This is a genomic window from Kitasatospora sp. Xyl93, from assembly GCF_055383135.1.
This window is the reverse complement of the sequence record NZ_AP029185.1, coordinates 1,163,711-1,185,797: the sequence shown is the minus strand read 5'-3', so window position 1 is coordinate 1,185,797 and position 22,087 is coordinate 1,163,711. Positions and strand designations below refer to the sequence as shown.

The following is a 22,087-nucleotide window of genomic DNA, read 5'->3' as shown; positions in this document are numbered from 1 at the left end:
CCCCTTGTGGTCGGGACTTCTCTCCGCCGCGGGGGCCGCCCCCTCGGCTGACTCCAGAGTGCCGGTGGACACCCGGCACGTGACATGTGTTGGATGGCTCATCTGCTCCGCGGGAACGAAATGAGGGATGACACTCATGGACAAATCCGCGCACATCGGCGCTGCGGACTCGCCTGTTCTCGACGAGATCGGGGTCGCCGCCTACCAGTGGGCGGTGCGGAACGGCGGACTGGACGCCGCTGACCCGGACCGCTGCGCCGATGAACTCGGCGTGACAGCCGCTGAGTTGACCGCATCCGTCGACACTCTGAACGCACTCCACCTGCTGACTCCGATGGCCGGCAGCTCCGTGCTGCTGCCGAACGGCCCCGACGCGGCGATAGCGGCACTGCTCGGCCCCACCGAAGACGAATTACGCAGGGCCGAAACGGAGTTGAGTCGACGGCGGCGCAACACCGAACAGGTCCGCAGTGCGCTGTCCGCGCTCTCCGCCGTCTACTTCGAGGCCCGTCGGCAGCGCAACCACGACGAGGCGGTGGACAGCCTCGCCGACAAGTTCGCGGTCCGGACCCTGCTCGCCGAGCTCGGCGCCAACTGTCGTGTCGAACTGATGGCGTGTCAGCCGGGCGGCGGCCGTCCGCCCGCCGCCCTGGCGGACGCACTGCCCAGGGACCTGGCGATGCTCGAACGCGGGGTCCGGATCCGCAGCCTCTACCAGCACACCGCGCGCTTCCACGCCCCCACCCAAGCCTATGTGGAGGCGGTCGTCGAAGCCGGGTCGGAGATCCGCACACTCGTCGAACTCCCCGGCCGGATGCTCATCTTCGACCGTCAGGTGGCCTTCCTGCCTCATCTCCGCCAGCCCGGCGGTGCGGTGATCGTCCGCGAGGAGTCGATCGTGGCCCACCTCTGCCAGAGCTTCGAGCAGGCCTGGGCCACTGCCTCGGAGTACCGCACCGGTCCGCTGGCGGCCCACGAGAGCGCCGAGGACATCAAGCGGCTGATCACCACCCTGCTCGGGGCCGGCCTCAAGGACGATGTGATCGCCAAGCGTGCCGGGCTCTCCGTCCGATCCTGCCGCCAGCACATCGCCGAGCTGCTGGAGCGGCTCGGCGCGCGCAGCCGCTTCCAGGCCGGCGTCATCGCCGCTCGCAGCGGCCTGCTGCCGCCGGCCCGGCCCGGAGCCCTTGCCGCGGAGACCGGTGACGGGGTGCACGGCAGGTGATCTCGAACGGGTGCCTCGGCCCCGGCAGGAACGCCCGGGCCGAGCGGGCGACCGACACCCTGCCGCCGTTCCGGAGCTACCCGACCGCCGTCCGGACGGCGGTCGGGCGGCCGGAGGCCGGGCCGACCGTCCACTGACCGCTCGGGCGGCCGACTGCGCGCGCCGCGGCCGGCGTCAGCCCAGCTCGTACTCCAGCACGTAGGTGTGGGTGCCGGACGCGTCGACGGTCAGCTGGAACTCCCCGGTGATCCCGGTCAGCTCGCCCGTCCCGGTGCCCGGCACCACGCGTATCGTCGTGCCGCTGGTGTCCCAGGCCGCGTGCTGGAGCACGAACGAGCCCCTGCGCCCGTCCAGCTCGCCCGTGACGTGCTCCACCGCGACGTACGAGGCCGGGCCGCCGTCGGGGCCCCCGACGGAGAGCATCCGCACCTCGCTCGCCCCGCTCAGCCCGCCCGTGAAGGTCTTGGCGATCCGGACCCGCCCGAAGGCCGCGCCCGCCAGCTCCTCCGTCTCCACCGGTTCGAACGCGGTGAGCTCGAACGACCCGCCGGCCCTGCTCCCCATGGCACCGTCCCCTCGTCGGTCGATCGTCGACCACCCGGCGGCCGGCTCCCCGCCGACCGCGAACCGAGCCTTGCACACACCCCTGACAACCGCGTCCGAGCCGGCCGCCCGCGGCCCGGTCACGGCTCCCAGCGGATCGCCAGCACCGCCGCGTCGTCGGCCAGCCCGGCGTCCCCGACCCAGCCGCCGACGTCCGTCAGCACGTCGTCCAGCAGGTCCGCCGGGGTGCCGCCGTGCAGGCCGGGCAGCCGCTCCGCGATCGGGTAGAACCGGCCCTCGGCGTCCCGGGCCTCCGACACGCCGTCGGTGTGCAGGAGCAGCACGTCGCCCGGCTCCGGGTCGAACCGCCGGTCCCGGTACGAGTCGCCGGTGAGCCCGAGCAGCCCCAGCGGCGGCGCCGGGGACGGCGGCTCCAGCTCGCTCACCCGGCCCGCCCGGCGCAGCAGCGGCGGCGGGTGGCCGCAGTTCACCAGCCGCACCGGCCCCCGGTCCGGCGCCACGTCGAGCAGCAGCGCGGTGGCGAACCGGCCCTCGTCCGACTGCCGGGCGGCGAGCGCCGCGTCCAGCCGTTCGGCGAGCCGCCCGGGGTCGGGCTCGGTCCGCGCGGCCTCCCGGAACACCCCGAGGACGTCCGCCGCCGTCTCCACCGCCGGAAGGCCGTGCCCCTGGACGTCCCCGAGCAGGATCCGCACCCCGAAGCGGGTCTCCACCACGGCGTACAGGTCGCCGCCGATCCGGGCCTCGGCGGCCGCCGCCACGTACCGCACCGCCACGCGCAGCGGTCCGATCCGCTCCGGCGGCGGCCGCAGCAGGGCCCGCTGGGCCGCCTCGGCGACCGTCCGGACCTGGAACAGCTCCCGCTCGCGGGCCGCCACCAGGACGACGCTGGCGGCGCTGGCCAGGGTCGAGGCCAGGACGGTGACCGGCACGCTGATCCGCACCGAGAGCGGCAGCTGCGCGTTGGCCGACTCCAGCATCCCGACGGCGAGCAGCGCCGCCGCGCCGACCAGCAGCGGCACCCGGGCCTGCCGGGTGGTCGCGCCGGCCAGCACCGGGGCCACCGCCAGCAGCGGGGCCAGGGTGGTTCCGGGGCCGATCGCCAGTGCGGCCACCACGGCGGCGACCAGCAGCAGGAGCGCGCCGTAGAGCAGCAGCCGGGTCCGCCTCGGCAGGTGCAGCGGCGGCACCCCGTCCGGGCCGTCGGCGGTCACGCGTCCTCCAGTGCTGCCGGGCGGTCCGGCGGGTCGATCGGTTGTCGGTCTGCGGCCCGGCGGGTCGGCCCGGTCGGCAGTCCCGGCCCGTCGGCCGGGCCGGTGGGCCGGACACCGGCCCGCCGGGCCGCCCGGCGGACGGCCGGGAGGCCCCCGGCGGAACGAGGGCCTCCGGTCCACTCTCCCTGCCCGGCCCCGGGTCAGCACCTCGGCGGCGGGTCGTGCGCCGGCGCGCACTACGCTGGGCCGGGAGATGAGACGCAAGAGCCGCCGCCCGACCTCCCCCCTCCCGCAGCGCCGCGGCGTGGACCCGGTGCACCTCCGGCTGCCGCTCGAAGGCCCCTGGCCGACGGTGCGGGACCACCTGGTGGACCGGCTGCCCGCCGTCCCGGCCGAACGGATCGACGCGGCGCTGCGGGACGGCGAGATCGTCGGCGAGCACGGCCCGGTCGCCCCGGCGGAACCGTTCCGCCCCGGCGCGCACCTGTGGTTCTACCGGGACCTGCCGGAGGAGGTGCCCGTCCCGTTCGAGCTGGTCGTGCTGCACCGCGACGAGCACCTGGTGGTGGTCGACAAGCCGCACTTCCTGGCCACCACGCCGCGCGGCCGGCACGTCACCGAGACCGCGCTGTCCCGGCTGCGGCACACCCTCGACCTGCCCGCGCTCAGCCCCGCGCACCGCCTGGACCGGCTCACCGCCGGCCTGGCCATGTTCGTCGTCCGCCCGGAGGACCGCGGCGCCTACCAGACGCTGTTCCGGGACCGCCTGGTGCGCAAGGAGTACCAGGCGGTAGCCGGGTACGACCCGGAGCTGAGCCTGCCGCGCACCGTGCGCAGCCACATCGTCAAGGAGCGCGGGGTGATCGCCGCCCAGGAGATCGACGCGCCGCCGAACAGCGAGAGCCGGATCGACCTGCTGGAACGCCGCGACGGCCTGGCGCGCTACCGGCTGCGGCCGCTGAGCGGGCGCACCCACCAGCTGCGGCTGCACATGAGCGGCCTCGGACTGCCGATCCTCGGGGACCCGGTCTACCCGGTGGTGCTGCCCGAACCGGCCCCGGACGACTTCCGCCGCCCGCTGCAGCTGCTCGCCTCGACGGTCGAGTTCACCGATCCGCTGTCCGGCCACGAGCGCCGCTTCGAGACCCGCCGCACGCTGGCCGCCTGGACCGACCCGCGGGGCTGGTCCGACGGAGTCGGGAGCAGGTCCTAGGACGGCCCTCCGGACGGTCTAGGGCCAACGTCCGGCCGGTCCCGGGCCCGGCGGCCGATCCGCCGCCGGGCCCGCCGGCGGGATGGTTGCGGCATGAACGCAGGCATCGACGCAGACAACAACGCAGGCAGCGACGCGGGCACCGGCGCGGACATGGACGCGGGCGACGACGCGGCGCAGCACACCGCCACGCAGCACACCGCCGCATCGCCGACCGGCGGCCCGGATCCCGCCCCCGTCGCGCTGGTCACCGGAGCCTCCCGCGGCCTCGGCCTGGCCCTCGCGCACGCCCTCGCCGCCGAGGGCTGGCACCTGGTCGTCACCGCCCGGGGCGCGGCCGAACTCGCCGCCGCCGCGGCCGACCTGGCCGCCGTCACCCGGGTCGTCGCCCTGGCCGGCTCCGTCGTCGACGACGACCACCGCGCCCACCTGGCCGAGGCCGCCGAGCGCCTCGGCGGTGCGAGCCTGCTGGTCAACAACGCCGGAACGCTCAACGGCGCGCCCGGCCCCGGCGGGGAGCCGCTGCCCCGGCTGGCCGACTTCCCGCTGCCGGACCTGCTGGAGACCTTCGAGGTCAACGTGCTCGCCCCGATCGCCCTCACCCAGCTCGTGCTGCCCCAGCTGCGCGCCCACGCCGGCGCCGTCCTCAACGTGAGCTCCGACGCCGCCGTGGTGCCGTATCACGGCTGGGGCGGCTACGGCGCCAGCAAGGCCGCCCTGGACCTCGCCAGCGGCGTACTCGCCCGGGAGGAGCCGCGGTTGCGGGTCTGGGCGGTGGACCCGGGCAGCATGCGCACCCGGATGCTCCAGGAGGCCAGCCCCGGCGAGGACATCTCCGGCGAGCCGCTGCCCGAGCAGGTGGCGCCGGTCCTGCTCGGCCTGCTCCGCGACCGCCGGCCCTCCGGGCGCTACCGCGCCGAGGACATGGCCGCCGCGGCCGCCGACCGGGGCGGGCGATGACGGCATCCACCGACCCCGATCTCACCGGCCCCGATCCGACCGGCCCCGACCGCACCGCCTCCCGCCTCACCGCCTCCCCCCTCACCGGCCCCGACCCCGCCGGTGCGGCGCCCCTCGGCCTCGGACCCCTCGGCCTCGACGTCACCGTCCCGCCCGAACTCTCCGCCCGCGCACCGGCGGAGGCGCGCGGCACGGCCCGGGACGGCGTCCGGATGCTGGTCGGCCGGCGCGCCACGGGCGCGGTCGAGCACCGCCGCTTCACCGACCTGCCCGAGGTGCTGCGCCCGGGGGACCTGCTGGTGGTCAACAACTCGGCCACCGTCCCCGCCGCGCTGCCCGGCCGGCTGCCGGACGGCACCCCGGTCGCGCTGCACCTCTCCTCCGCCCAGCCGGACGGATCGGGCGCCCACCTGGTCGAGTTGCGCCGGGTGGTGCCGGCCCGGGCGGCGGCCCACTACCCGCCGGAGGAGTCCCCGGCCCGCCCGGGCCTGCGCGTCTCGCTGCCCGCGGCCGGCGCGGCGGTGCTGACCCGGCCGCTGACCGCCCGACTCTGGTACGCCGAACTCGCCCTGCCGGAGCCGCTGTTGCCGTACCTGGAGCGGCACGGCCGGGCGATCCGGTACGGCTACGTGGACCGCGACTGGCCGATCGAGGCCTACCGGACGGTCTTCGCGACCGTCCCCGGCAGCAGCGAGATGCCCAGCGCGGCCCGTCCGTTCAGCCCCGAGGTGGTGGCGCGGCTGGCCGGTCGCGGGGTGCTCCTCGCGCCGGTCACCCTGCACACCGGGGTGGCGTCGCCCGAGGTCCACGAGGCCCCGTACGCCGAGCGCTTCCACGTCCCGGCCGCCACCGCCCGGCTGGTCGGCCACGTCCGGGCCGGGGGCGGCCGGGTGATCGCCGTCGGCACCACCGTGGTCCGGGCTCTGGAGTCGGCCGCTGCGGACGGCACCGTCCAGGAGGCCGACGGCTGGACGGAGCTGGTCGTCACCCCGGAGCGCGGGGTGCGGGCCGTGGACGGGCTGCTCACCGGCTGGCACGAGCCCCGGGCCTCCCACCTGCTGATGCTCGCCGCCGTCGCGGGCCGTCCGCTGCTGGCGGCCTGCTACCGGGAGGCGGTGCGGCACCGCTACCTGTGGCACGAGTTCGGCGACGTCAACCTGCTGCTGCCGGACTGACCCCGGCCGGTCGGCGGCGGGCGGCCGGCGCTCCTCGCGGGCGCCGTTCAGGCCAGCAGGGTCCGCGCCACGTGGTCGGTGTCCAGGTACTCGCGGACGGAGGTGATCAGGCCGTCCGTCACCGTGAACACCCCCAGGCAGTGGTTCTCGTACGCGGCGCCGTTGGCGGCGGTGCCGACGGTGGTCCACTCGGCCACCGCCTGCGGGCCGTCGGCGAGGACGTGGGTGAGGGTGATGGCCGGCAGGCCGTCGGGGGCGAAGAGGGTGCCGACCTGGCCGAGGAAGTCGCCGAAGATCTCCTGCCTGCCCCGCCAGGTGCGGGAGAGCGCGAGGCTGCCCGGATAGCTCCAGGTGGCGTCCTCGGCGAACAGGGCGATCGCGGCCTCGCGTTCGCCCGCCGCGATGAGGGTGACGTAGTCGGTGACGACGGTGCGGGCGTCGGGGTGCTGCACGGTGGGCTCCTGGGGTCCGTCCGGGCGGGGCCGTCCCGCCGTGGCACCAGACAACCGCCGCGGCGGGCCGCCGGGCCGACAACCGCGGCGCCGGACCGACAACCGTCCGTTGTTCAGGCAGGCGGCGAGGCCCCCGGGGGCAGCTCCAGCTCGAACCAGACCACCTTGCCGTCCTGGGTGCGGCGGCTGCCCCAGCGGTGCGCGAGCTCGTTGACCAGGTGGATGCCCCGGCCGCCCTCGTCCTCTCCGCGGGCGCGGCGGATCCGCGGCACCTCGGGCTCCCGGTCGGCTACCTCGACGGTGAGCACCCGGTCGCAGTACAGCCGCAGCTGGGTGGGCGAACCGGCGTGCACCAGGGCGTTGGTGATCAGCTCGCTGGTGAGCAGCTCGGCCCAGTCGGCGAGCGCGCCGAGCCCCCAGGCGGCCAGCGTCTCGCGGGTGAAGCGGCGTGAGTGGGCGACCATCGCGCGGTCGCCGGTGAGCGGCAGGGTGGCGATCCGGTCCGTGCCCCGGGGGCGGACCTGCGCCATGATGACGGCGATGTCGTCCTCGCTGGTGCGCTCGGTGAGCCGGTTCAGCACGGCGTCGCAGGTCTGCTCCAGCGAGCCGCGCCGGTCGGCGACGGTCCGGCACAGCAACTGCAGCCCCTCGTCCAGGTCCTGGCCCCGGCGCTCGACCAGCCCGTCCGTGTAGAGTGTCAGGATGCCCTCCTCGGGGAGGGTGAACTCGGCGCTCTCGAAGGCGACTCCGCCGACGCCCAGCGGGGTGCCGGACGGCAGCTCGACCAGGTGCGCCCGCCCCTCGGCGTCGGCGACCACCGGCGGCAGGTGCCCGGCGCTGGCCGCGGTGCAGCGGCGGCCCACCGGGTCGTACACCACGCAGACGCAGGTGGCGAACTGGCCCTCGCCGACCGTCGCGGTCGCCTCGTCCAGCCGGTACAGCACCCGCGCCGGATCCAGCTCAAGGGTGATCAACGTCCGGGCGACCGTGCGGAGTTGCCCCATGGTCGCGGCGGCCCGGATGCCGTGGCCCATCACGTCGCCGACGATCAGCGCGACCCGCCCGGAGGACAGCGGCACCACGTCGAACCAGTCGCCGCCGACCTCGCTGACCACGCTGCTGGGCAGGTAGCGGTAGGCGAGGTCCAGGCCGAGGGCGCGGTGCACCTCCTGGGGGAGCAGACTGCGCTGGAGGGTGAGCGCGGTGTCCCGCTCGCGGCGGTAGAGCCGGCCGTTGTCGATCGCCAGCGCGGTGCGGGCGGCCAGCTCCTCGGCCAGCGAACGGTCCGCCGGGCCGAACGGCGCCGGGTTGCCGGTGCGGACGAACTCCGCGCCGCCCAGCACGTGCCCGCGCGCCATCAGCGGCACCATCAGGTACGAGTGCACCCCGGCGTCCAGGCTGGGCTGCACCCGGTCGGGCGAGGCGACGATCCGGCGCAGCTCCTCCTCGGTCACCTCGGCGACCAGGATCGAGCGCCGGGTGCGCAGGCTCTGCGCGTACAGCCTGGCCGACTGCGAGGTCTCGCCCACCTGGTCGGCCGCCTCGTGCATGCGGCCGTCCGGGCCGGCCTCGCCCACCGCCACCGCCCGCATCAGCACCGGGCCCTCCGGCGGGACCGCCCCGGGCTCCTCGCCGCTGAGCACCGCCTCGCGCAGGTCCACGGTGACGAAGTCGGCGAACCGCGGGATCACCACCTCCACCAACTCCCGTGCCGTGCGGTGCAGATCGAGCGTGGTGCCGATCCGGTTACTGGCCTCGTTCAGCAGCGACAGCCGCTGCTGGGCGGCCCAGGCCTCGTCCAGCGCCCGCTGCCGGGCGGCGGCCGCGTCGCGCTCGCGGGTGAACAGCAGCGCGTTGTCGATCGAGACGGCGGCCCGCACCGCCAGCTCCCCGGCCAGCGCCACGTCGTCCTCGTCGTACGGGCGCTCGACCAGGGTGCGGTAGAAGCCCGCCACACCGATCGGGGTGCCGCGCGCGATCAGCGGCACCACCATGAACGACAGCACGTGCTGCTCCCGTACGGCGGCCTGGCGCACCGGGTCGTCGGCGAACCAGGCCATGCCCTCCTCGTCCATCCGCGGCACCAGCACCGGCTCGCGGTGCGCCAGGCTCCACGCGTACGGCGAACCGGGCACGAAGCGGTGCACGTTGCCGGTGCGGGAGATCGGGGCCAGGGTCGAGCCGCGCACCGAGTGGAAGGCCATCCGCCGCAGCAGCGCCGAGCCGTCCACCGGGGCGGTCGCCGCGCGCTCGCCGCGGACCAGCTCCTCCAGCACCTCCACCACCACCGTGTCGGCCAGCCGGGGCGTCGCCACCTCGGCCAACTCCTGGGCGGTCTGGGCCAGATCGAGCGTGGTGCCGATCCGGGCGGAGGCCGCGTTGACCAGCGCGAGACGCTCCTGCGCGGCCTTCGCCTCGCGCAGCGCCTGCTGCCGCGCCAGCACGGTCTGGTGCTGGCGCAGGTACAGCCGGGCGTTGTCGAGCGCGACGGCCGCCCGCGAGGCCAGCTCGTCGCCGAGCGTGATGTCGGCCGCCGCGAAGGACTCCCGGGCACCGCGCCGCGAGTACACCACCATGCCGAGCGTCGTGCCGCGCGCCACCAGCGGGGTGATCCGCACCGAGCGCGGCCGTTCGCCGAGGTAGGCCTGGCGGCGGCTCTCGTTGATGCCCTCGCTCAGCATCGGCAGCTCCCAGGACGGCACCACCATGGTGCGCCCGCTGGTCAGCGCCCGGGCGTAGGGGGAGTCCGGCGGCAGCTCGTGCACGGCGTCCACCGGCAGCGCCTCGGCCGGGTAGAGCGAGTCCGTCGTGGAGATCGCGAGGCGGCGCACCAGCAGCGGGGCGTCCGGCGCGGGCGGTTCCACGTTCCGGCCGGCCACCAGCTCCTCCAGCCCGAACACCGCGCTGATGTCGGCGACCCTGGGCACCATCGCGTCGACCAGCTCCCGGGCGGTCTGCCGCAGGTCCAGCGTGGTGCCGATCGAGGCGGTCGCGTCGACCAGCAGGGACAGCCGCTCCTGGGCGCGCGCCGCCCGGGCGTCGGCGTGGAACCGTTCGGTGACGTCGATGACCGTGGCGCACACCCCGAGCACCCGGCCGCCGCGGTCCGTCAGCCGGAAGTAGGAGGTCGACCAGGCGTGGTCGTGGTTCGGGTCGCCCGGGGTGCGGCCGTGCGCGAGGTCGTCCACCACCGGTTCGCCGCTCGCCAGCACCCGGCGCATCACCGCCTCCACCTCGGCGCTGTTGATCCTGGGCAGCACCTCGGTGAGCCGCCGGCCCAGCGGATCCCCGACGGCCAGGCCGTTCGCGTTCGCCAGCGCCTCGTTCAGCCGGACGAAGCGCAGGTCGGTGTCGAAGACCGCCATGCCGACCGGGGACTGGGTGAAGAACCCGTCGAGGAGGGCCAGGTCCGCCTGGAGCCGGTGCAGCGTGGTCACCTCGGAGGCCACCGCCAGCACCATCGGGGCGCCGCCGGGGCCGCGGACCGGGTGGGTGCGGAACTCCAGGTCCACCAGGTGCCCGTCCCGGTGCCGGACCGGGAACACCCCGGACCAGGACCGGCCCGCCAGGATCTGCCGGAACAGCTGGAGCACCTCCGGCCGGAGTTCGTCGGAGGTCAGCAGCGTCGCGGCCCGCGCGCCCAGCGCCTCCCGCGCGGGGTGTCCGAGCAACGCCTCCGCGTCACTGCTCCAGTGCAGGATCCGCCCGTCGGCGTCGATCAGCGCCGTGGCGATCGGCACCATCAGCAGGGCGTCCTGCCGCGGCTGCCCCGGGCGCTGCGCGTATTCGTCCACCATGGCCAGAGAACCGTCCCAGAAACCGTCCGGAGATCGTTCCCACCAGCCCTGCCATCTTCGCACGCACCCCCACCCGGCGCAGCCGCCCCGCTCAGCCCGGTCGGGCCGCCCGTTCCGCCCCGGGTCGGCCTGCCGACGGCCCGACCCGGGGGGCGGGCCTCAGGCGGGTTTCAGGGGGTGAAGCGCACCTCCGGGTTGGCGGCGCTCGGTCCGTCGAGCAGCGGTTGCGGGACGCCCTTCAGGTGGAGGTCGAAGAAGGCCCCGACGTACTGCCGGGTGAGGGCGGTGGCGCGCAGGCTCCCGATGGTGGTGTACGGGCCCCTGGGGACGCCGAGCCCGTCGATGAAGAGCGGGAGGTCGGTGAAACTGCCGTGGTCGGAGCCGTCGAGGGTCAGCAGGCGCTTCCAGCCGTCCAGCCGGGCCCAGCTGGTGACCCAGGTCGGGTCCTGGGCGCCGCCGGGGAGCGGGTGGCCGAACATCAGGTACGGCTTGCCCCGGAGGCCGGACTCGGGCACCCGGTAGTGCATGGTGCCGTCCAGGTTCACCCCGGCGCGGATCCGGTCGTCGGTGAGCAGGGCCGGGACGGTGGAGGCGCCACCGGCGGAGTGCCCGGCCATGCCGATCCGGTCGCGGTCGATCAGCCGGGCGTGGCGCCAGGCCGGGTGCGGGCGGTCGGTCAGCCGGTCGATGACGAAGGACACGTCCTTCGCCCGGCCCGCCTCCAGGCGCGCCGCCGCCTCTTCGCTGTCGACCGAGCCGCACGCGGCGCAGGGGAGCGTCCGTCCGTCCGGGAGGGTGGTCCCGGTGTTCTCGTAGGTGTGGTCGACGACCGCGACGACGTAGCCGTGGCTGGTCAGGTCCTCGGCGAGGCCGCTGAGCATCGCACGCGGCATGGTGAAGCCGGGGGACAGGACCACCAGCGGGTAGTGGCCGCCCCGCGGACGCGCTCCGGACTCCGCCCAGGTCCGGGTGCCGGACACCGCCTCGGTCGGGACGGTGTTGCCCGGCAGCTTCCCGTCCAGCAGCGCCCGGGCGGCGGCGGAGGTCAGGTACGGGGCGGGGGTGCCCGTCCCCGCGTGCGCGGGGTAGGACATCGAGACCATCAGCTGACGCGGACCGTCGGCGGGCACCCACGGGTCCGGACGGTCGCCGTCCACCAGGTGCAGGACCTCCTGCCCGACCGCGTACGGCCCGGTCGGCCGGGGGAGTTCGACCCGGGTGGCCGGGGTGGCGGCCCGGGTGGTCGGGCCGCCCGTGGCGGCGGCGGGGCCGGGCGGCGCGGCCAGGGCCGGTGCGGCAGCGGCGACGGACAGCGGGAGCGCCAGCAGCAGGGCTGCCGTGGCGGCGGTCGTGCGGAGTCGGCTCATGCGAGCGACCGTAGGCCGCGGGCACGGGGGCTGACGTCCACTCAGCGGCGTACTGATCCCTTCCGGGAAGAGCCCGCGCCGCCCCTTAGGGGTCGGCCCCGGGCCCGCACGCCGGGCGGCCGCCCGGCGCTGGTCACCCGGCGGCAGCCGTCCGGAGGTCCTCCAGGAAGCCCGCGGCCGCCCGGGCGTTGGGCACCGGGAAGGTGAGCGGGAGGCCGGCCGAGTGCGTCCGGATCTCCAACTCGCCGAGGGCGGACGCCCGGGCCGAGAGCACCTCCGTCCAGCGGTGGGCCTCCGTCGCGGCGAGCGGGTGCGCCGGCCGGTGCACCAGCCCGCAGGCCGTCACCGTGAGTCGCCCCCGCGCGAAGCGGACGCTCCCCTCGGTGCGCAGCGTCTCGTGCAGCGCGGCCCGGAGCCCGGGGGAGAGGCGCTCCTCCAGCTCCCGGAACAGCCCGCCCAGCCCGCGCAGGTGCGCCAGCACCAGCGGCTCGTCCGCGCCCGCCGGCCATATTCGCCCGTGCTCGTGCTCCCCGCGCGGCCCGCCGGGGGAGTACTCGGTGGCCTCCACGGCGCTCCAGGGCAGCGGCTCCTCGCGACCGTCCGCCGCGACCAGCACCAGCCCGCCCTCGTGGACGCGTACGGACCGCAGCCCGGGCGCCGACCGCAGCCGCTCGTACCCGCTCACCGCCACCACCGCGGCGGCCGCCAGCACGGGTGCCGGCCACCACCCGCCGAGCACCAGGCAGACCACCACGGAGACGGCCACCCCGCAGAGGTGCAACCACACCCGCGCCGACCAGGACAGCGGCCGGTACCGCCGGTACACCCGCACCACCGCGCCGAGCCGGCCGGCCGCACCGGCCGGACCCACCGAACCGACCGAACCGACCGAACCGGCCGAGCCGGTAGAACCGGTCGACCGCACCCGGGTCGGCGACCACGTCACCGCCATGTCGGCCCCCTTCCACTCGGCGGACTTCCCCATCGGAACCGCGACCGCTCGATCCCCAGCATCATCTGCTCGCCGCTCCCGGCGACAGTGCCAATCGGCACCATTTGGCCCGAAACGCCCTCGCCATCATCGCGCCCCGGCCGGGGCCGCCCGCACCGGGGGTGGGTACGAACCGGACTGCCGCCTCCCGGGCCGGACGGTGCCCGCCCTCACGCCACCGTCGCGAACCCGTTCTGCAGGCCGCGCAGCAGCGCCGTGCCCGCCGGATCGGCCGACCGGCGGGTGTTGGCCAGCACCACCACGCCCACCTGCTTCTCCGGGTCGAAGGCCACGAAGGAGCTGAACCCGCCGGTGCCCCCGTTGTGCCAGATCTGGAGGTGCCCGCCCTGCTGGGTGTGCAGCCGGTGCCCGAGCCAGCCCAGGTGCACCCAGGCGAACGGATTGACCCGGTGCCGGGTCTCCCGGGTGAGGGCGATCGCCGGCGACAGCGCCGCGTCCGGCTCCCGCCCGGCGGCCAGTTGGGCCCGCAGGAACACCACCAGGTCGGCGGCGGTCGACCGGAGCCCGCCCATCCCGGGCAGCGCCGCGAAGCTCCAGTACGGCACCGGCCGGCCGCCCGGCGTGTGCCCGTGCGCCAGCCGCGCGGCCTGCTCCTCGTCCGGCCGCACACAGGTGTCCACCAGCCCCAGCGGCGCGCAGACCTCGCGCGCCACCAACTCCTCGTACCCGACGCCGGACCGCTGCGCGAGGGCCAGACCGAGCAGCCCCGCGCCCAGGTTGGAGTAGCGGAAGCTCCGCCCGGGCACGGCCCGCAGCCGCGTCCGGGCGAGCCCGTCGAGCACCCGCTCGGCGGTGCAGTCGGCGTACGGATCGGGCTTGTTGGGGGACAGCAGCGCCTGCACGGCCATGCCCCGGGGCAGCCGGGGGAGCCCCGAGGTGTGGGTGGCGAGGTGCCGCAGGGTGACCGGCTCCGGACCCCTGGCCGGGACGGTCGCGCGACCGCCCGAGGCCCCGGTGAGCACCTCGGCCAGCGGATCGTCCAGCCGGACCGTGCCGCCGAGGGCCAGCCGCGCGAGCGCGAGCGAGGTGAACACCTTGGTGACGGAGCCTATGTCGAACAGGGTGCGGGGCCCGGGCACCCCGCCGCCCGGACCGGTCCGCCCGGCACCGCGGATCTCCACGGCGCCGCCGGCCAGCCCGGCGACCACCGCGCCGACGTGTCGGCCCGCGAGCCGGTCGGCCGTCTGCTGCACGAGGCAGGCGAGTTCGTTCATGCTCGCGAGCCTAGGCGCCCCCGCCGACGTGATCGTCCCCCCGGAAAAGGAGATCGACCCCCGCCGATGCTCCCACGGGGGTACGGCCCGCTGCGCCCTGAGCGGTACCCGGCGAGCGCGGAGCAGTGGGCGCCTCGCTCAGCCCTCCAGCGCCTCCCGCAGCCGGACCGCGACCTGCGCCGCCTCCGCCTCGTCCGGGTACCGCCGCCGCGGCCAGAAGAACCCGCGCAGCCCGTCCCTCGGATTGCGCGGCACCACGTGGACGTGCAGGTGCGGCACCGACTGGCTGATCCGGTTGTTCGCCGCCACGAAGCTGCCCGCCGCGCCCATCCCGCGCTCGACGGCCTTCGCCACCCGCTGCACCCGCAGGAAGAACGGCCCCACCGCGCCGGCCGGCAGGTCGGCCAGCGTCGGGTGGTGGGCGCGCGGCACGACCAGCACGTGCCCGGGGAACAGCGGCCGACGGTCCAGGAAGGCCACCGCCACCTCGTCGTCCAGCACCCGGTGCGCCGGCTCCTCGCCCGCCGCCACCGCACAGAAGACGCAGTCCATCCGTCCATTCAAACCACCGGCGGCCGCCCCGGCACGCCCGGCGGACCCGCCGTCACCCGACCGGCCGCCGTCCGGGTGCGGCGGCCCGGGTGCCGGGCATCCGGGCCCGCCCCCTCACTCGTACCGGTACAGCAGCGACTCCCGCTCGTGCTGCTCGATGACCTCCACCGTCAGCGACTCGTCCCGCAGGTGCGAGAGCGTGACCTCCGCGGAGCTCGGCTGCGCGTCCGCGGCGAGCCAGTTCTCCGGCTTCCACGCCGAGGAGCGCAGGAAGGCCTTCGGGCAGTGCCCGTACACCTCCTCGACGGCGACCACGATCGCGCTGCGCGGCGGCTTGCCGACGGCGGTCAGCTGCCGCAGCAACTCCGGGTCGGTCGAGACGCAGGCCCGCCCGTTGACCCGCAGCGTGGTTTCCCGGCCCGGGACGACGAAGAGCAGCCCGACCCGGCCGGTCTCCAGGATGTTGTGCAGGGTGTCCAGGCGCTTGTTGCCGGTGGCGTCCGGAACGGCCAGGGTGTGCTCGTCGAGCACCGAGACCAGCCCGGCCGGCCCGCCGCGCGGGGAGACGTCGCAGCGCCCGGCGGCGTCCGCGCTGGCCACGAACACCAGCGGGGAGCAGGCGATCAGGCGCTGGGCGACCTCGTGCAGGTGGTCGACCTGCTTGCGGCGGGCGTGGTCGCCGGGCTGCTCGTAAACCTCGCGCAGCTGGGCGGGGTCGCTGAGCGCGCCCGCGCGGAGGGCGTCGAACAGACTGCCCGGCCGGTTGGGCGCGGCGGTTGACGAAGCGACAGTTTCCGGTGTGGTCGTCATACCGGGAATGTAGCCGAGGCCGTTCGGCGCACCCCCCGGCCGATGGCCTCGGAGCCCCCGGTACCGGACCGGCCGTACCCCTGGCGACCAGCGGTTTTCCGCTGATAATGGGGCCAGGGACTCCAGCCGGAGGTGGTGGTCGTGATCGTCAGAATCTGGGCCGGGCAGGTCCTGGCCGGTCGCTGCGAGGAGTTCTGCGCGCACCTGGCCGCCCAGGTGATCCCGGAACTCGGGCGGACCGACGGCTGCCTCGGCGGCGAGCTGCTGCGCTCGGTGTCCGAGGACGGGCACCGGGTGCTGGTGCTGAGCCGCTGGCGCGACGAGGAGGCCCTGCGCGGCTACGCGGGGCCGATGTGGCGGATCCGGCCGGTCTGGTCGGAGGGCGAGCTGAGCTACCTCGCCCACCCTCCGGAGGTCACCCACTTCCTGCAGGTCAGCGCCCCCGCCACGCTCTGAACCGCCGGCCTCACACCGGCAGCGGCCGTCAGGCCGACGACGGTCCGAGGGCCGACGACGGCATCAGGCCGACGACGGCCCGCGGACCGACTACGGCGCTCAGACCGACAGCGGCACCGGGTGGATCTCGTCCGCCGGGTGCCCGGTGCGGCTGTGGACCCGCTGCACGGCCTCCCTGGACGGCGCGTCGGAGAGGCAGTACACCGTGCCCGACTCCGGGTCCGCCCACGCCTGCTCGAAGTGGACGCCCTCCTCGCCCTCGATCGCCAGGTCGGCCGCGTGGGCCTGCCTGAGCTGTTCGACCGTGATCCCGGCCATCCCGTGGTGGACGTCCATGAACTTCGCCATCGCCCTCGCCTCCGTAGCTTCGGTGCGTCACCGGCAGGGCCCCGTCTACCAGCCTCGCCCCCGCCGCCCGGCTCCGCCACCGTGCCCGCAGCGGGATGCCACCGGGTCGCCACCGGGACGCCACCGCACCGCGCATTCCCCGCAAGCCCGTGAAACAGACCACAGCGCAGGGGTCTCCCTGCCGTTGCGCCGTCCGTGGCACAATGACGGCATCAAAGCAGTGACGTTCAGCGCACTCCGGGGTCGGTGAAAATCCGAACCGGCGGTTACAGTCCGCGACCCGTCCGCAGCCAGCGGCCGGTTGACCAGGTGAAATTCCTGGACCGACGGTTAAAGTCCGGATGGGAGGCGTGCGCGGGCGGACGAAGAGCAGTGCCCGTGGTCCATCGGCAGGCGACAGCCGGCCTCCGGACCCCGGTCAGGTGAACGACGGGAGCGGTGTCTCCCGGGCCGGGCGAGTGATCTCCCGGTGGCCTCGGCAACCCCGGAGAAGGGTCTGCCCCGGGCCCGTGCACCGGTGCCCGTCCGTGTCATCTCCCATGCCGCCCCGGAGTCCGCGCCCCAAGCGCGAGGAGAACCCGGGTGTTCACCGGCATCATCGAAGAGCTCGGCGAGGTCGTGTCGATCGAGGAGATCGGCGACTCCTCGCGGATCCGCCTGCGCGGCCCGGTGGTCTGTACGGGTGCCCGGCACGGCGACTCCATCGCGGTCAACGGCGTGTGCCTGACCGTCGTCGACAGCCCGGCGGAACTGGCCGCCGGCACCGGTGAGTTCAGCGCCGACGTGATGGCCGAGACGCTGCACCGGTCCAGCCTCGGCGAGTTGAAGCCCGGCTCCCGGGTCAACCTGGAGCGCGCCATGGCGCTCGGCGCCCGTCTGGGCGGCCACCTCGTCCAGGGTCATGTCGACGCCACCGGGCGGCTGTTGAGCCGCGAGCCCGGCGAGCGCGACGCGGCCGGCGAGCTGCGCTGGGAGGTGCTGCGGTTCTCGCTGCCCGACACCATCTCCCGCTACCTGGTGGAGAAGGGCTCGATCACGGTCGACGGCGTCAGCCTCACCGTGGTGGAGGCCGCCCGGGACAGCTTCACCGTCAGCCTCATCCCGACCACCCTCGCGCTGACCACGCTGGGCGCCAAGTCCGTCGGGGAGGGCGTCAACCTGGAGGTGGACGTGCTGGCGAAGTACGTCGAGCGGCTCCTGGAATCCCGCACCCTCCCGAACCTCCCGGGCCTGTCGGATCCTTCCAGCCCTTCCGGCCTTTCCAACCTTTCCAACGTTTCCGACCCGTCCGACCTGCCGGTCGACGGAACCCCGGGGGAGTCCAAGTGAGCTGGCTCAGCGGCGAGGCGTTCACCGTCCTCGGCGAACACGTCAAGTGGGCCGACATGATCGGCAACATCCTCGGCTTCGGCGGGCTCGCGCTCGGCTGGCGCCGCTCGGTCTGGAGCTGGCCGGTCCAGCTGCTGTCCGGCGCGGTGCTGATCGCCGCCTACCTGGGCGGTCACGTCCCCGGGCTGATCGGCAAGCAGCTGATCGTGATCGCCACCGCCTCCTGGGGCTGGGCGCAGTGGCGGCGGGGCCGCCGCGACGGCGGCGCGATCGCCGTCCGGTTCGCCAGCTGGCCCGAGCGGCTCGTGCTGGCGGCGGGCACCGCGGCCGTCACCGTGGCGCTCGCCCTGCTGTTCACGTCCTTCCCCAGCCTGTCCTGGAGCCCCTGGTCGGACGCCTACATCTTCGTCGGCACGCTGGCCGCGATGATCGCCCAGGCCCGCGGCTGGGTGGAGTTCTGGTTCGCCTGGATCGCGGTCGACGCGGTCGGCGTGCCGTTCGCCTTCAACAGCGGCTACACCTTCTCCGGTCTCACCTACTCCGTCTACTTCGTCCTGGTGCTGCTCGGCCTGCGGTCCTGGTGGCTGAGCACCCGTGAGCCGCGCGCCACGTCCGCCACCGTCCCGCAGGGAGCCACGGCATGACCGAGATGAGCGAGAACCAGTCCAGCACCGGCGCCACCGGGTCCGCACCCGGGCCCGAGCTCGTCCTCGACCCGGTCGAGCGGGCGATCGCCGACATCGCCCTCGGCCGCGCCGTGGTCGTGGTCGACGACGAGGACCGCGAGAACGAGGGCGACATCGTCTTCGCGGCGTCCGCCGCGACCCCCGAGCTGATGGCCTTCACCATCCGCTACAGCTCCGGCGTGATCTGCGCCCCGATGACCGGCGAGGAGCTGGACCGCCTCAAGCTCCCGCCGATGACCCAGGTCAACGAGGACCGCAAGGGCACCGCGTACACCGTCTCGGTGGACGCCCGGGAGGGGGTCGACACCGGCATCTCCGCCGCCGACCGCGCCCGCACCGTACGGCTGCTCTCCTCGCCCGGCACCGAACCCGGCGACCTCACCCGCCCCGGGCACGTCTTCCCGCTGCGCGCCGTCGAGGGCGGCGTGCTGGTCCGCCCCGGCCACACCGAGGCCGCCGTCGACCTGGCCCGGCTGGCCGGGCTGCCGCCGGCCGGCGCGATCGCCGAGGTGGTCAACGACGACGGCAGCATGGCCCGGCTGCCCGAGCTGGTCGCCTTCGCCCGCCAGCACGGCCTGGCGATCATCTCCATCGAGGACCTGATCGCCTATCGCCGCCGCACCGAGCTGCACGTCGACCGGGCCGCCGTCACCGCCCTGCCCACCGCGCACGGGGAGTTCACCGCCGTCGGCTACCGGGGCACCATCGACGGGGTCGAGCACCTCGCGCTGGTGGCCGGCGGCCTCGACGCGGAGGGCCGGCTGCCGGACAGCGAGGACGTCCTGGTGCGGGTCCACTCCGAGTGCCTGACCGGTGACGTCTTCGGCTCGCTGCGCTGCGACTGCGGCCCGCAGCTGGAGGCCTCGCTGCGGCGGGTCGCCGAGGCCGGGCGCGGTGTGGTGCTGTACCTGCGCGGCCACGAGGGGCGCGGGATCGGCCTGGCCCACAAGCTGCGCGCGTACGAGCTCCAGGAGCGGGGGCGGGACACCGTCGACGCCAATCTGGACCTCGGCCTGCCCGCCGACGCGCGCGACTACAGCATCGCGGCCCAGATGCTGGTGGACCTCGGCGTCCGCTCGCTCACCCTGCTCACCAACAACCCGCAGAAGCTGACCGCGCTCACCGAGCACGGGCTCAAGGTCAAGGGGCGCGAAGCGGTCGAGATCGCGCCCGGCGAGCACAACCTGGGCTACCTGCGCACCAAGCGCGACCGGATGGGCCACCACCTGCCCGGCCTCGGCTCCTGAACCCGCGCGACCCCCGCGCGACCCCCGCACGTCCCGCCCCAGCGAACGGAAGAGAACGAACATGAGCGGCCACGGAGCCCCCGAGCTGACCATCGACGGCGCCGCCGACCTCAAGGTCGCCGTCGTCGCCGCCCAGTGGCACGACCAGGTGATGAACGGCCTGCTGGACGGCGCCCACCGCGCGCTCACGGAGCTGGGCGTCACCGAGCCGACCGTGCTGCGGGTGCCCGGCACCTTCGAGCTGCCGGTCGCCGCCAAGCGCCTCGCCGAGCGCGGCTACGACGCCGTGGTGGCGCTCGGCGTGGTGATCCGCGGCGGCACCCCGCACTTCGACTACGTCTGCCAGGCCGCCACCGCCGGCCTCACCCAGGTCAGCGTCGACACCGGCGTCCCGGTCGGCTTCGGCGTGCTGACCTGCGACAACGAGGAGCAGGCGCTCGACCGCGCGGGCCTTCCCGGCTCCGCCGAGGACAAGGGCCACGAGGCCGTCACCGCGGCCGTCGCCACCGCCGCGGTGCTGCGCGCCGCGCTCTGAGCACGGCCCGCCCGGTCCCGGAGCGCGGACGTCCACCGGACTGTCCACGCTCCGGGACCGTTTACCGTCCGTTCGCCGGTACGCCGTAAGGTGGGCCCATCATGGCTTCGAAGACATTCGAGGAGCTCTACGCCGAGCTCCAGCAGAAGGCCGCCACCGGCGACCCCTCGTCCTCCCGTACCGCGCAGCTCGTCCAGCAGGGCGTCCATGCGATCGGCAAGAAGGTCGTCGAGGAGGCCGCCGAGGTCTGGATGGCCGCCGAGTTCCAGTCGGACGAGCAGACGGCGGAGGAGATCTCGCAGCTCCTCTACCACCTTCAGGTGATGATGATCGCCCGTGGACTGACGCTCGACGACGTCTACAAGTACCTCTAGACCCCCCGCTCCGCCGAGCACACCCATCCTCCCAACAGGTAAGGAAGCAACCTCCCATGCTGCGCATCGCCGTCCCCAACAAGGGTTCTCTCTCGGGTCCCGCGGCGGAGATGCTCCATGAGGCCGGCTACCGCCAGCGGAAGGACCCCAAGGAGCTCGTCCTCGTCGACCCGAACAACGAGGTGGAGTTCTTCTTCCTCCGCCCGCGGGACATCGCCGTGTACGTCGGCTCCGGCCGCCTCGACGTCGGCATCACCGGCCGCGACCTGCTGCTGGACTCGCACTCCAACGCCGAGGAGGTGCTCGCCCTCGGCTTCGCCGGGTCGACCTTCCGCTTCGCCCGCCCCGAGGGCGTGGACGTCGAGGACGTCAAGGGCCTGGAGGGCCTGCGGATCGCCACCTCGTACACCGGCCTGGTCGAGCAGCACCTGGCCGACCACGGTGTGAAGGCGACGGTCACCAAGCTGGACGGCGCGGTCGAGACCGCGGTGCAGCTGGGCGTCGCCGATGTGATCGCCGACGTGGTGGAGACCGGCACCAGCCTGCGCAACGCCGGCCTGGAGGTGTTCGGCGAGCCGATCCTGGTCTCCGACGCCGTGGTGATCCGGCCGAAGGGTTCGGGCGAGGACGCGCGGGTGGAGCAGTTCCTGCGCCGCCTCCAGGGCGTGCTGGTGGCCCGCCGCTACGTGCTGATGGACTACGACATCCGCGCCGAGAAGGTCGGCGCGGCCGTCGCGCTCACCCCGGGCCTGGAGTCGCCGACCGTCTCGCCGCTGCACACCGAGGGCTGGGTCGCGGTGCGTTCGATGGTGCTCCGCAAGGAGGCCCAGCAGATCATGGACGACCTGTGGGGCATCGGCGCCCGGGCCATCCTGGTCACCAACATCCACGCCTGCCGCCTCTGACCCGTGCGACCGGCCGGACGACTCGGACGCCCGGTCGGCCCGGACGCCCGGACGACCGGCGCGCCCGGGTGACCTGCGCACCGGTCCACGAGTAAGGAACGGTTCAATGGGGCGGGGACGCCGACCGCGTCCCCGCCCCGTCGTGCTGCCGCCACCAGAACCACCCCGGAGACCCCACGTGTCCACGCCGCCCGTCCAGTTCCCCGTCACCTGGGCGCCGCGCCGCACCCGCGCCGTGCTCCTGCCGGTCTGCGTGCTGCTGGTGGCGCTGTTCTCCGCGATGGCGGTGCTGCTCCCGGAGAACTGGCAGCTCAACGACCGGATCATGATGGTCGCCAGCGGGGTCCTGTTCGCCGCCGTCGGCCTGATGCTGGCCCGCCCCCGGGTGAGCGCCGACGCGGAGGGCGTGACGGTGGTCAACTTCGTCCGCCGTCGCCGGCTCGCCTGGGCCGAGATCGTCCGGGTCAACTTCCGCCAGGGCGACCCGTGGGCCACCCTGGACCTCGCCGACGGCACCTCGCTCGCCGCGGTCGGCATCCAGTCCGGCGTCGGCAAGGACCGGGCGATCGCGGACGCCCGCGCGCTGCGCGACCTGGTCGAGCAGCACGCCCGGGCCTGAGCCCGGACCCGCTCCCACCTGGGGTTCCCCGCTCCC

General features: G+C 74.9%; 23 protein-coding genes and 1 riboswitch. Of the genes, 13 read left to right on the top strand and 10 right to left on the bottom strand.

Annotation, left to right across the window (positions count from 1 at the left end):
- Positions 1-136: 136 nt before the first annotated feature.
- Both ACZ5GH_RS05110 and ACZ5GH_RS05105 read left to right on the top strand, forming a co-directional pair.
- Positions 137-1,225, top strand: coding sequence for a hypothetical protein (locus ACZ5GH_RS05110; protein ID WP_464333556.1), 1,089 nt, complete (start codon positions 137-139; stop codon positions 1,223-1,225).
- Entirely contained in the window at positions 1,222-1,362 is a 141-nt protein-coding gene (locus ACZ5GH_RS05105; RefSeq protein WP_464333555.1) for a hypothetical protein, read from the top strand. The genes ACZ5GH_RS05110 and ACZ5GH_RS05105 overlap by 4 nt, the downstream gene beginning before the upstream one ends.
- Before the next feature lie 37 nt (positions 1,363-1,399).
- Here ACZ5GH_RS05105 and ACZ5GH_RS05100 read toward each other — a convergent pair whose 3' ends face one another.
- Positions 1,400-1,789, bottom strand: a complete 390-nt coding sequence (locus ACZ5GH_RS05100) for a DUF3224 domain-containing protein (protein WP_464333554.1) — start codon at positions 1,787-1,789, stop codon at positions 1,400-1,402.
- Between the two features lie 119 nt (positions 1,790-1,908).
- A complete protein-coding gene (locus ACZ5GH_RS05095) occupies positions 1,909-3,000 on the bottom strand; it encodes a PP2C family protein-serine/threonine phosphatase (protein ID WP_387751735.1) in 1,092 nt (363 codons plus the stop codon).
- Positions 3,001-3,253: 253 nt separating this feature from the next.
- Between ACZ5GH_RS05095 and ACZ5GH_RS05090 the strand changes: the two genes are divergently transcribed.
- The 3 genes from ACZ5GH_RS05090 (at position 3,254) to ACZ5GH_RS05080 (ending at position 6,348) form a co-directional block, all read left to right on the top strand.
- Positions 3,254-4,213 carry a pseudouridine synthase gene (locus tag ACZ5GH_RS05090; RefSeq protein WP_387751738.1) on the top strand — a complete coding sequence of 320 codons (960 nt, stop codon included), beginning with the start codon at positions 3,254-3,256 and terminating at the stop codon, positions 4,211-4,213.
- Between the two features lie 93 nt (positions 4,214-4,306).
- On the top strand, positions 4,307-5,173 hold the full coding sequence (locus ACZ5GH_RS05085) for an SDR family NAD(P)-dependent oxidoreductase (RefSeq protein ID WP_464333553.1): 867 nt from the start codon (positions 4,307-4,309) through the stop codon (positions 5,171-5,173).
- Entirely contained in the window at positions 5,170-6,348 is a 1,179-nt protein-coding gene (locus ACZ5GH_RS05080; RefSeq protein ID WP_464333552.1) for an S-adenosylmethionine:tRNA ribosyltransferase-isomerase, read from the top strand. Before ACZ5GH_RS05085 ends, ACZ5GH_RS05080 begins: the two co-directional genes overlap by 4 nt.
- Positions 6,349-6,395: 47 nt before the next feature.
- Here the strand turns inward: ACZ5GH_RS05080 and ACZ5GH_RS05075 are convergent, their stop codons facing one another.
- The 7 genes from ACZ5GH_RS05075 to ACZ5GH_RS05045 form a co-directional block, all read right to left on the bottom strand.
- On the bottom strand, positions 6,396-6,800 hold the full coding sequence (locus ACZ5GH_RS05075; protein ID WP_464333551.1) for a nuclear transport factor 2 family protein: 405 nt from the start codon (positions 6,798-6,800) through the stop codon (positions 6,396-6,398).
- Between the two features lie 113 nt (positions 6,801-6,913).
- Positions 6,914-10,597 carry a SpoIIE family protein phosphatase gene (locus tag ACZ5GH_RS05070; protein WP_464333550.1) on the bottom strand — a complete coding sequence of 1,228 codons (3,684 nt, stop codon included), beginning with the start codon at positions 10,595-10,597 and terminating at the stop codon, positions 6,914-6,916.
- A gap of 170 nt (positions 10,598-10,767) precedes the next feature.
- Entirely contained in the window at positions 10,768-11,964 is a 1,197-nt protein-coding gene (locus ACZ5GH_RS05065) for an alpha/beta hydrolase family protein (RefSeq protein WP_464333549.1), read from the bottom strand.
- A gap of 133 nt (positions 11,965-12,097) precedes the next feature.
- A complete protein-coding gene (locus ACZ5GH_RS05060; protein WP_464333548.1) occupies positions 12,098-12,916 on the bottom strand; it encodes a hypothetical protein in 819 nt (272 codons plus the stop codon).
- A gap of 209 nt (positions 12,917-13,125) precedes the next feature.
- A complete protein-coding gene (locus ACZ5GH_RS05055) occupies positions 13,126-14,190 on the bottom strand; it encodes a serine hydrolase domain-containing protein (protein ID WP_387751758.1) in 1,065 nt (354 codons plus the stop codon).
- A gap of 138 nt (positions 14,191-14,328) precedes the next feature.
- The gene (locus ACZ5GH_RS05050; RefSeq protein WP_387751761.1) at positions 14,329-14,742 is read right to left on the bottom strand and encodes an HIT family protein; all 414 of its coding nucleotides are present in this window, start codon (positions 14,740-14,742) and stop codon (positions 14,329-14,331) included.
- 114 nt (positions 14,743-14,856) lie between these two features.
- Complete coding sequence (locus tag ACZ5GH_RS05045) at positions 14,857-15,552, bottom strand: MSMEG_1061 family FMN-dependent PPOX-type flavoprotein (RefSeq protein ID WP_387751763.1); 696 nt, start codon at positions 15,550-15,552, stop codon at positions 14,857-14,859.
- 141 nt (positions 15,553-15,693) lie between these two features.
- On the opposite strand from ACZ5GH_RS05045, the gene ACZ5GH_RS05040 reads away from it, so the two are divergent.
- A complete protein-coding gene (locus ACZ5GH_RS05040) occupies positions 15,694-16,008 on the top strand; it encodes an antibiotic biosynthesis monooxygenase family protein (protein ID WP_387751766.1) in 315 nt (104 codons plus the stop codon).
- A 99-nt stretch (positions 16,009-16,107) separates the two neighbouring features.
- Here ACZ5GH_RS05040 and ACZ5GH_RS05035 read toward each other — a convergent pair whose 3' ends face one another.
- A complete protein-coding gene (locus tag ACZ5GH_RS05035) occupies positions 16,108-16,356 on the bottom strand; it encodes an SCO4226 family nickel-binding protein (RefSeq protein ID WP_387751769.1) in 249 nt (82 codons plus the stop codon).
- 229 nt (positions 16,357-16,585) lie between these two features.
- A riboswitch (FMN riboswitch) is annotated at positions 16,586-16,713 on the top strand.
- 225 nt (positions 16,714-16,938) lie between these two features.
- Between ACZ5GH_RS05035 and ACZ5GH_RS05030 the strand changes: the two genes are divergently transcribed.
- The 7 genes from ACZ5GH_RS05030 (at position 16,939) to ACZ5GH_RS05000 (ending at position 22,051) form a co-directional block, all read left to right on the top strand.
- Positions 16,939-17,685, top strand: a complete 747-nt coding sequence (locus ACZ5GH_RS05030) for a riboflavin synthase (protein ID WP_387751772.1) — start codon at positions 16,939-16,941, stop codon at positions 17,683-17,685.
- Positions 17,682-18,329 (top strand): nicotinamide mononucleotide transporter family protein, encoded by a 648-nt coding sequence (locus ACZ5GH_RS05025; RefSeq protein WP_387751775.1) that lies wholly within the window; start codon positions 17,682-17,684, stop codon positions 18,327-18,329. Before ACZ5GH_RS05030 ends, ACZ5GH_RS05025 begins: the two co-directional genes overlap by 4 nt.
- Before the next feature lie 5 nt (positions 18,330-18,334).
- A complete protein-coding gene (locus ACZ5GH_RS05020) occupies positions 18,335-19,618 on the top strand; it encodes a bifunctional 3,4-dihydroxy-2-butanone-4-phosphate synthase/GTP cyclohydrolase II (RefSeq protein ID WP_387751932.1) in 1,284 nt (427 codons plus the stop codon).
- A 61-nt stretch (positions 19,619-19,679) separates the two neighbouring features.
- Positions 19,680-20,153: a 6,7-dimethyl-8-ribityllumazine synthase gene (gene ribH, locus ACZ5GH_RS05015; RefSeq protein WP_387751778.1), complete on the top strand. Its 474-nt coding sequence runs from the start codon at positions 19,680-19,682 to the stop codon at positions 20,151-20,153.
- 101 nt (positions 20,154-20,254) lie between these two features.
- Entirely contained in the window at positions 20,255-20,527 is a 273-nt protein-coding gene (locus tag ACZ5GH_RS05010) for a phosphoribosyl-ATP diphosphatase (RefSeq protein WP_387751781.1), read from the top strand.
- Positions 20,528-20,583: 56 nt separating this feature from the next.
- Positions 20,584-21,432: an ATP phosphoribosyltransferase gene (gene hisG / locus ACZ5GH_RS05005; RefSeq protein WP_387751784.1), complete on the top strand. Its 849-nt coding sequence runs from the start codon at positions 20,584-20,586 to the stop codon at positions 21,430-21,432.
- Positions 21,433-21,610: 178 nt separating this feature from the next.
- On the top strand, positions 21,611-22,051 hold the full coding sequence (locus ACZ5GH_RS05000; protein ID WP_387751787.1) for a PH domain-containing protein: 441 nt from the start codon (positions 21,611-21,613) through the stop codon (positions 22,049-22,051).
- Positions 22,052-22,087 lie beyond the last annotated feature (36 nt).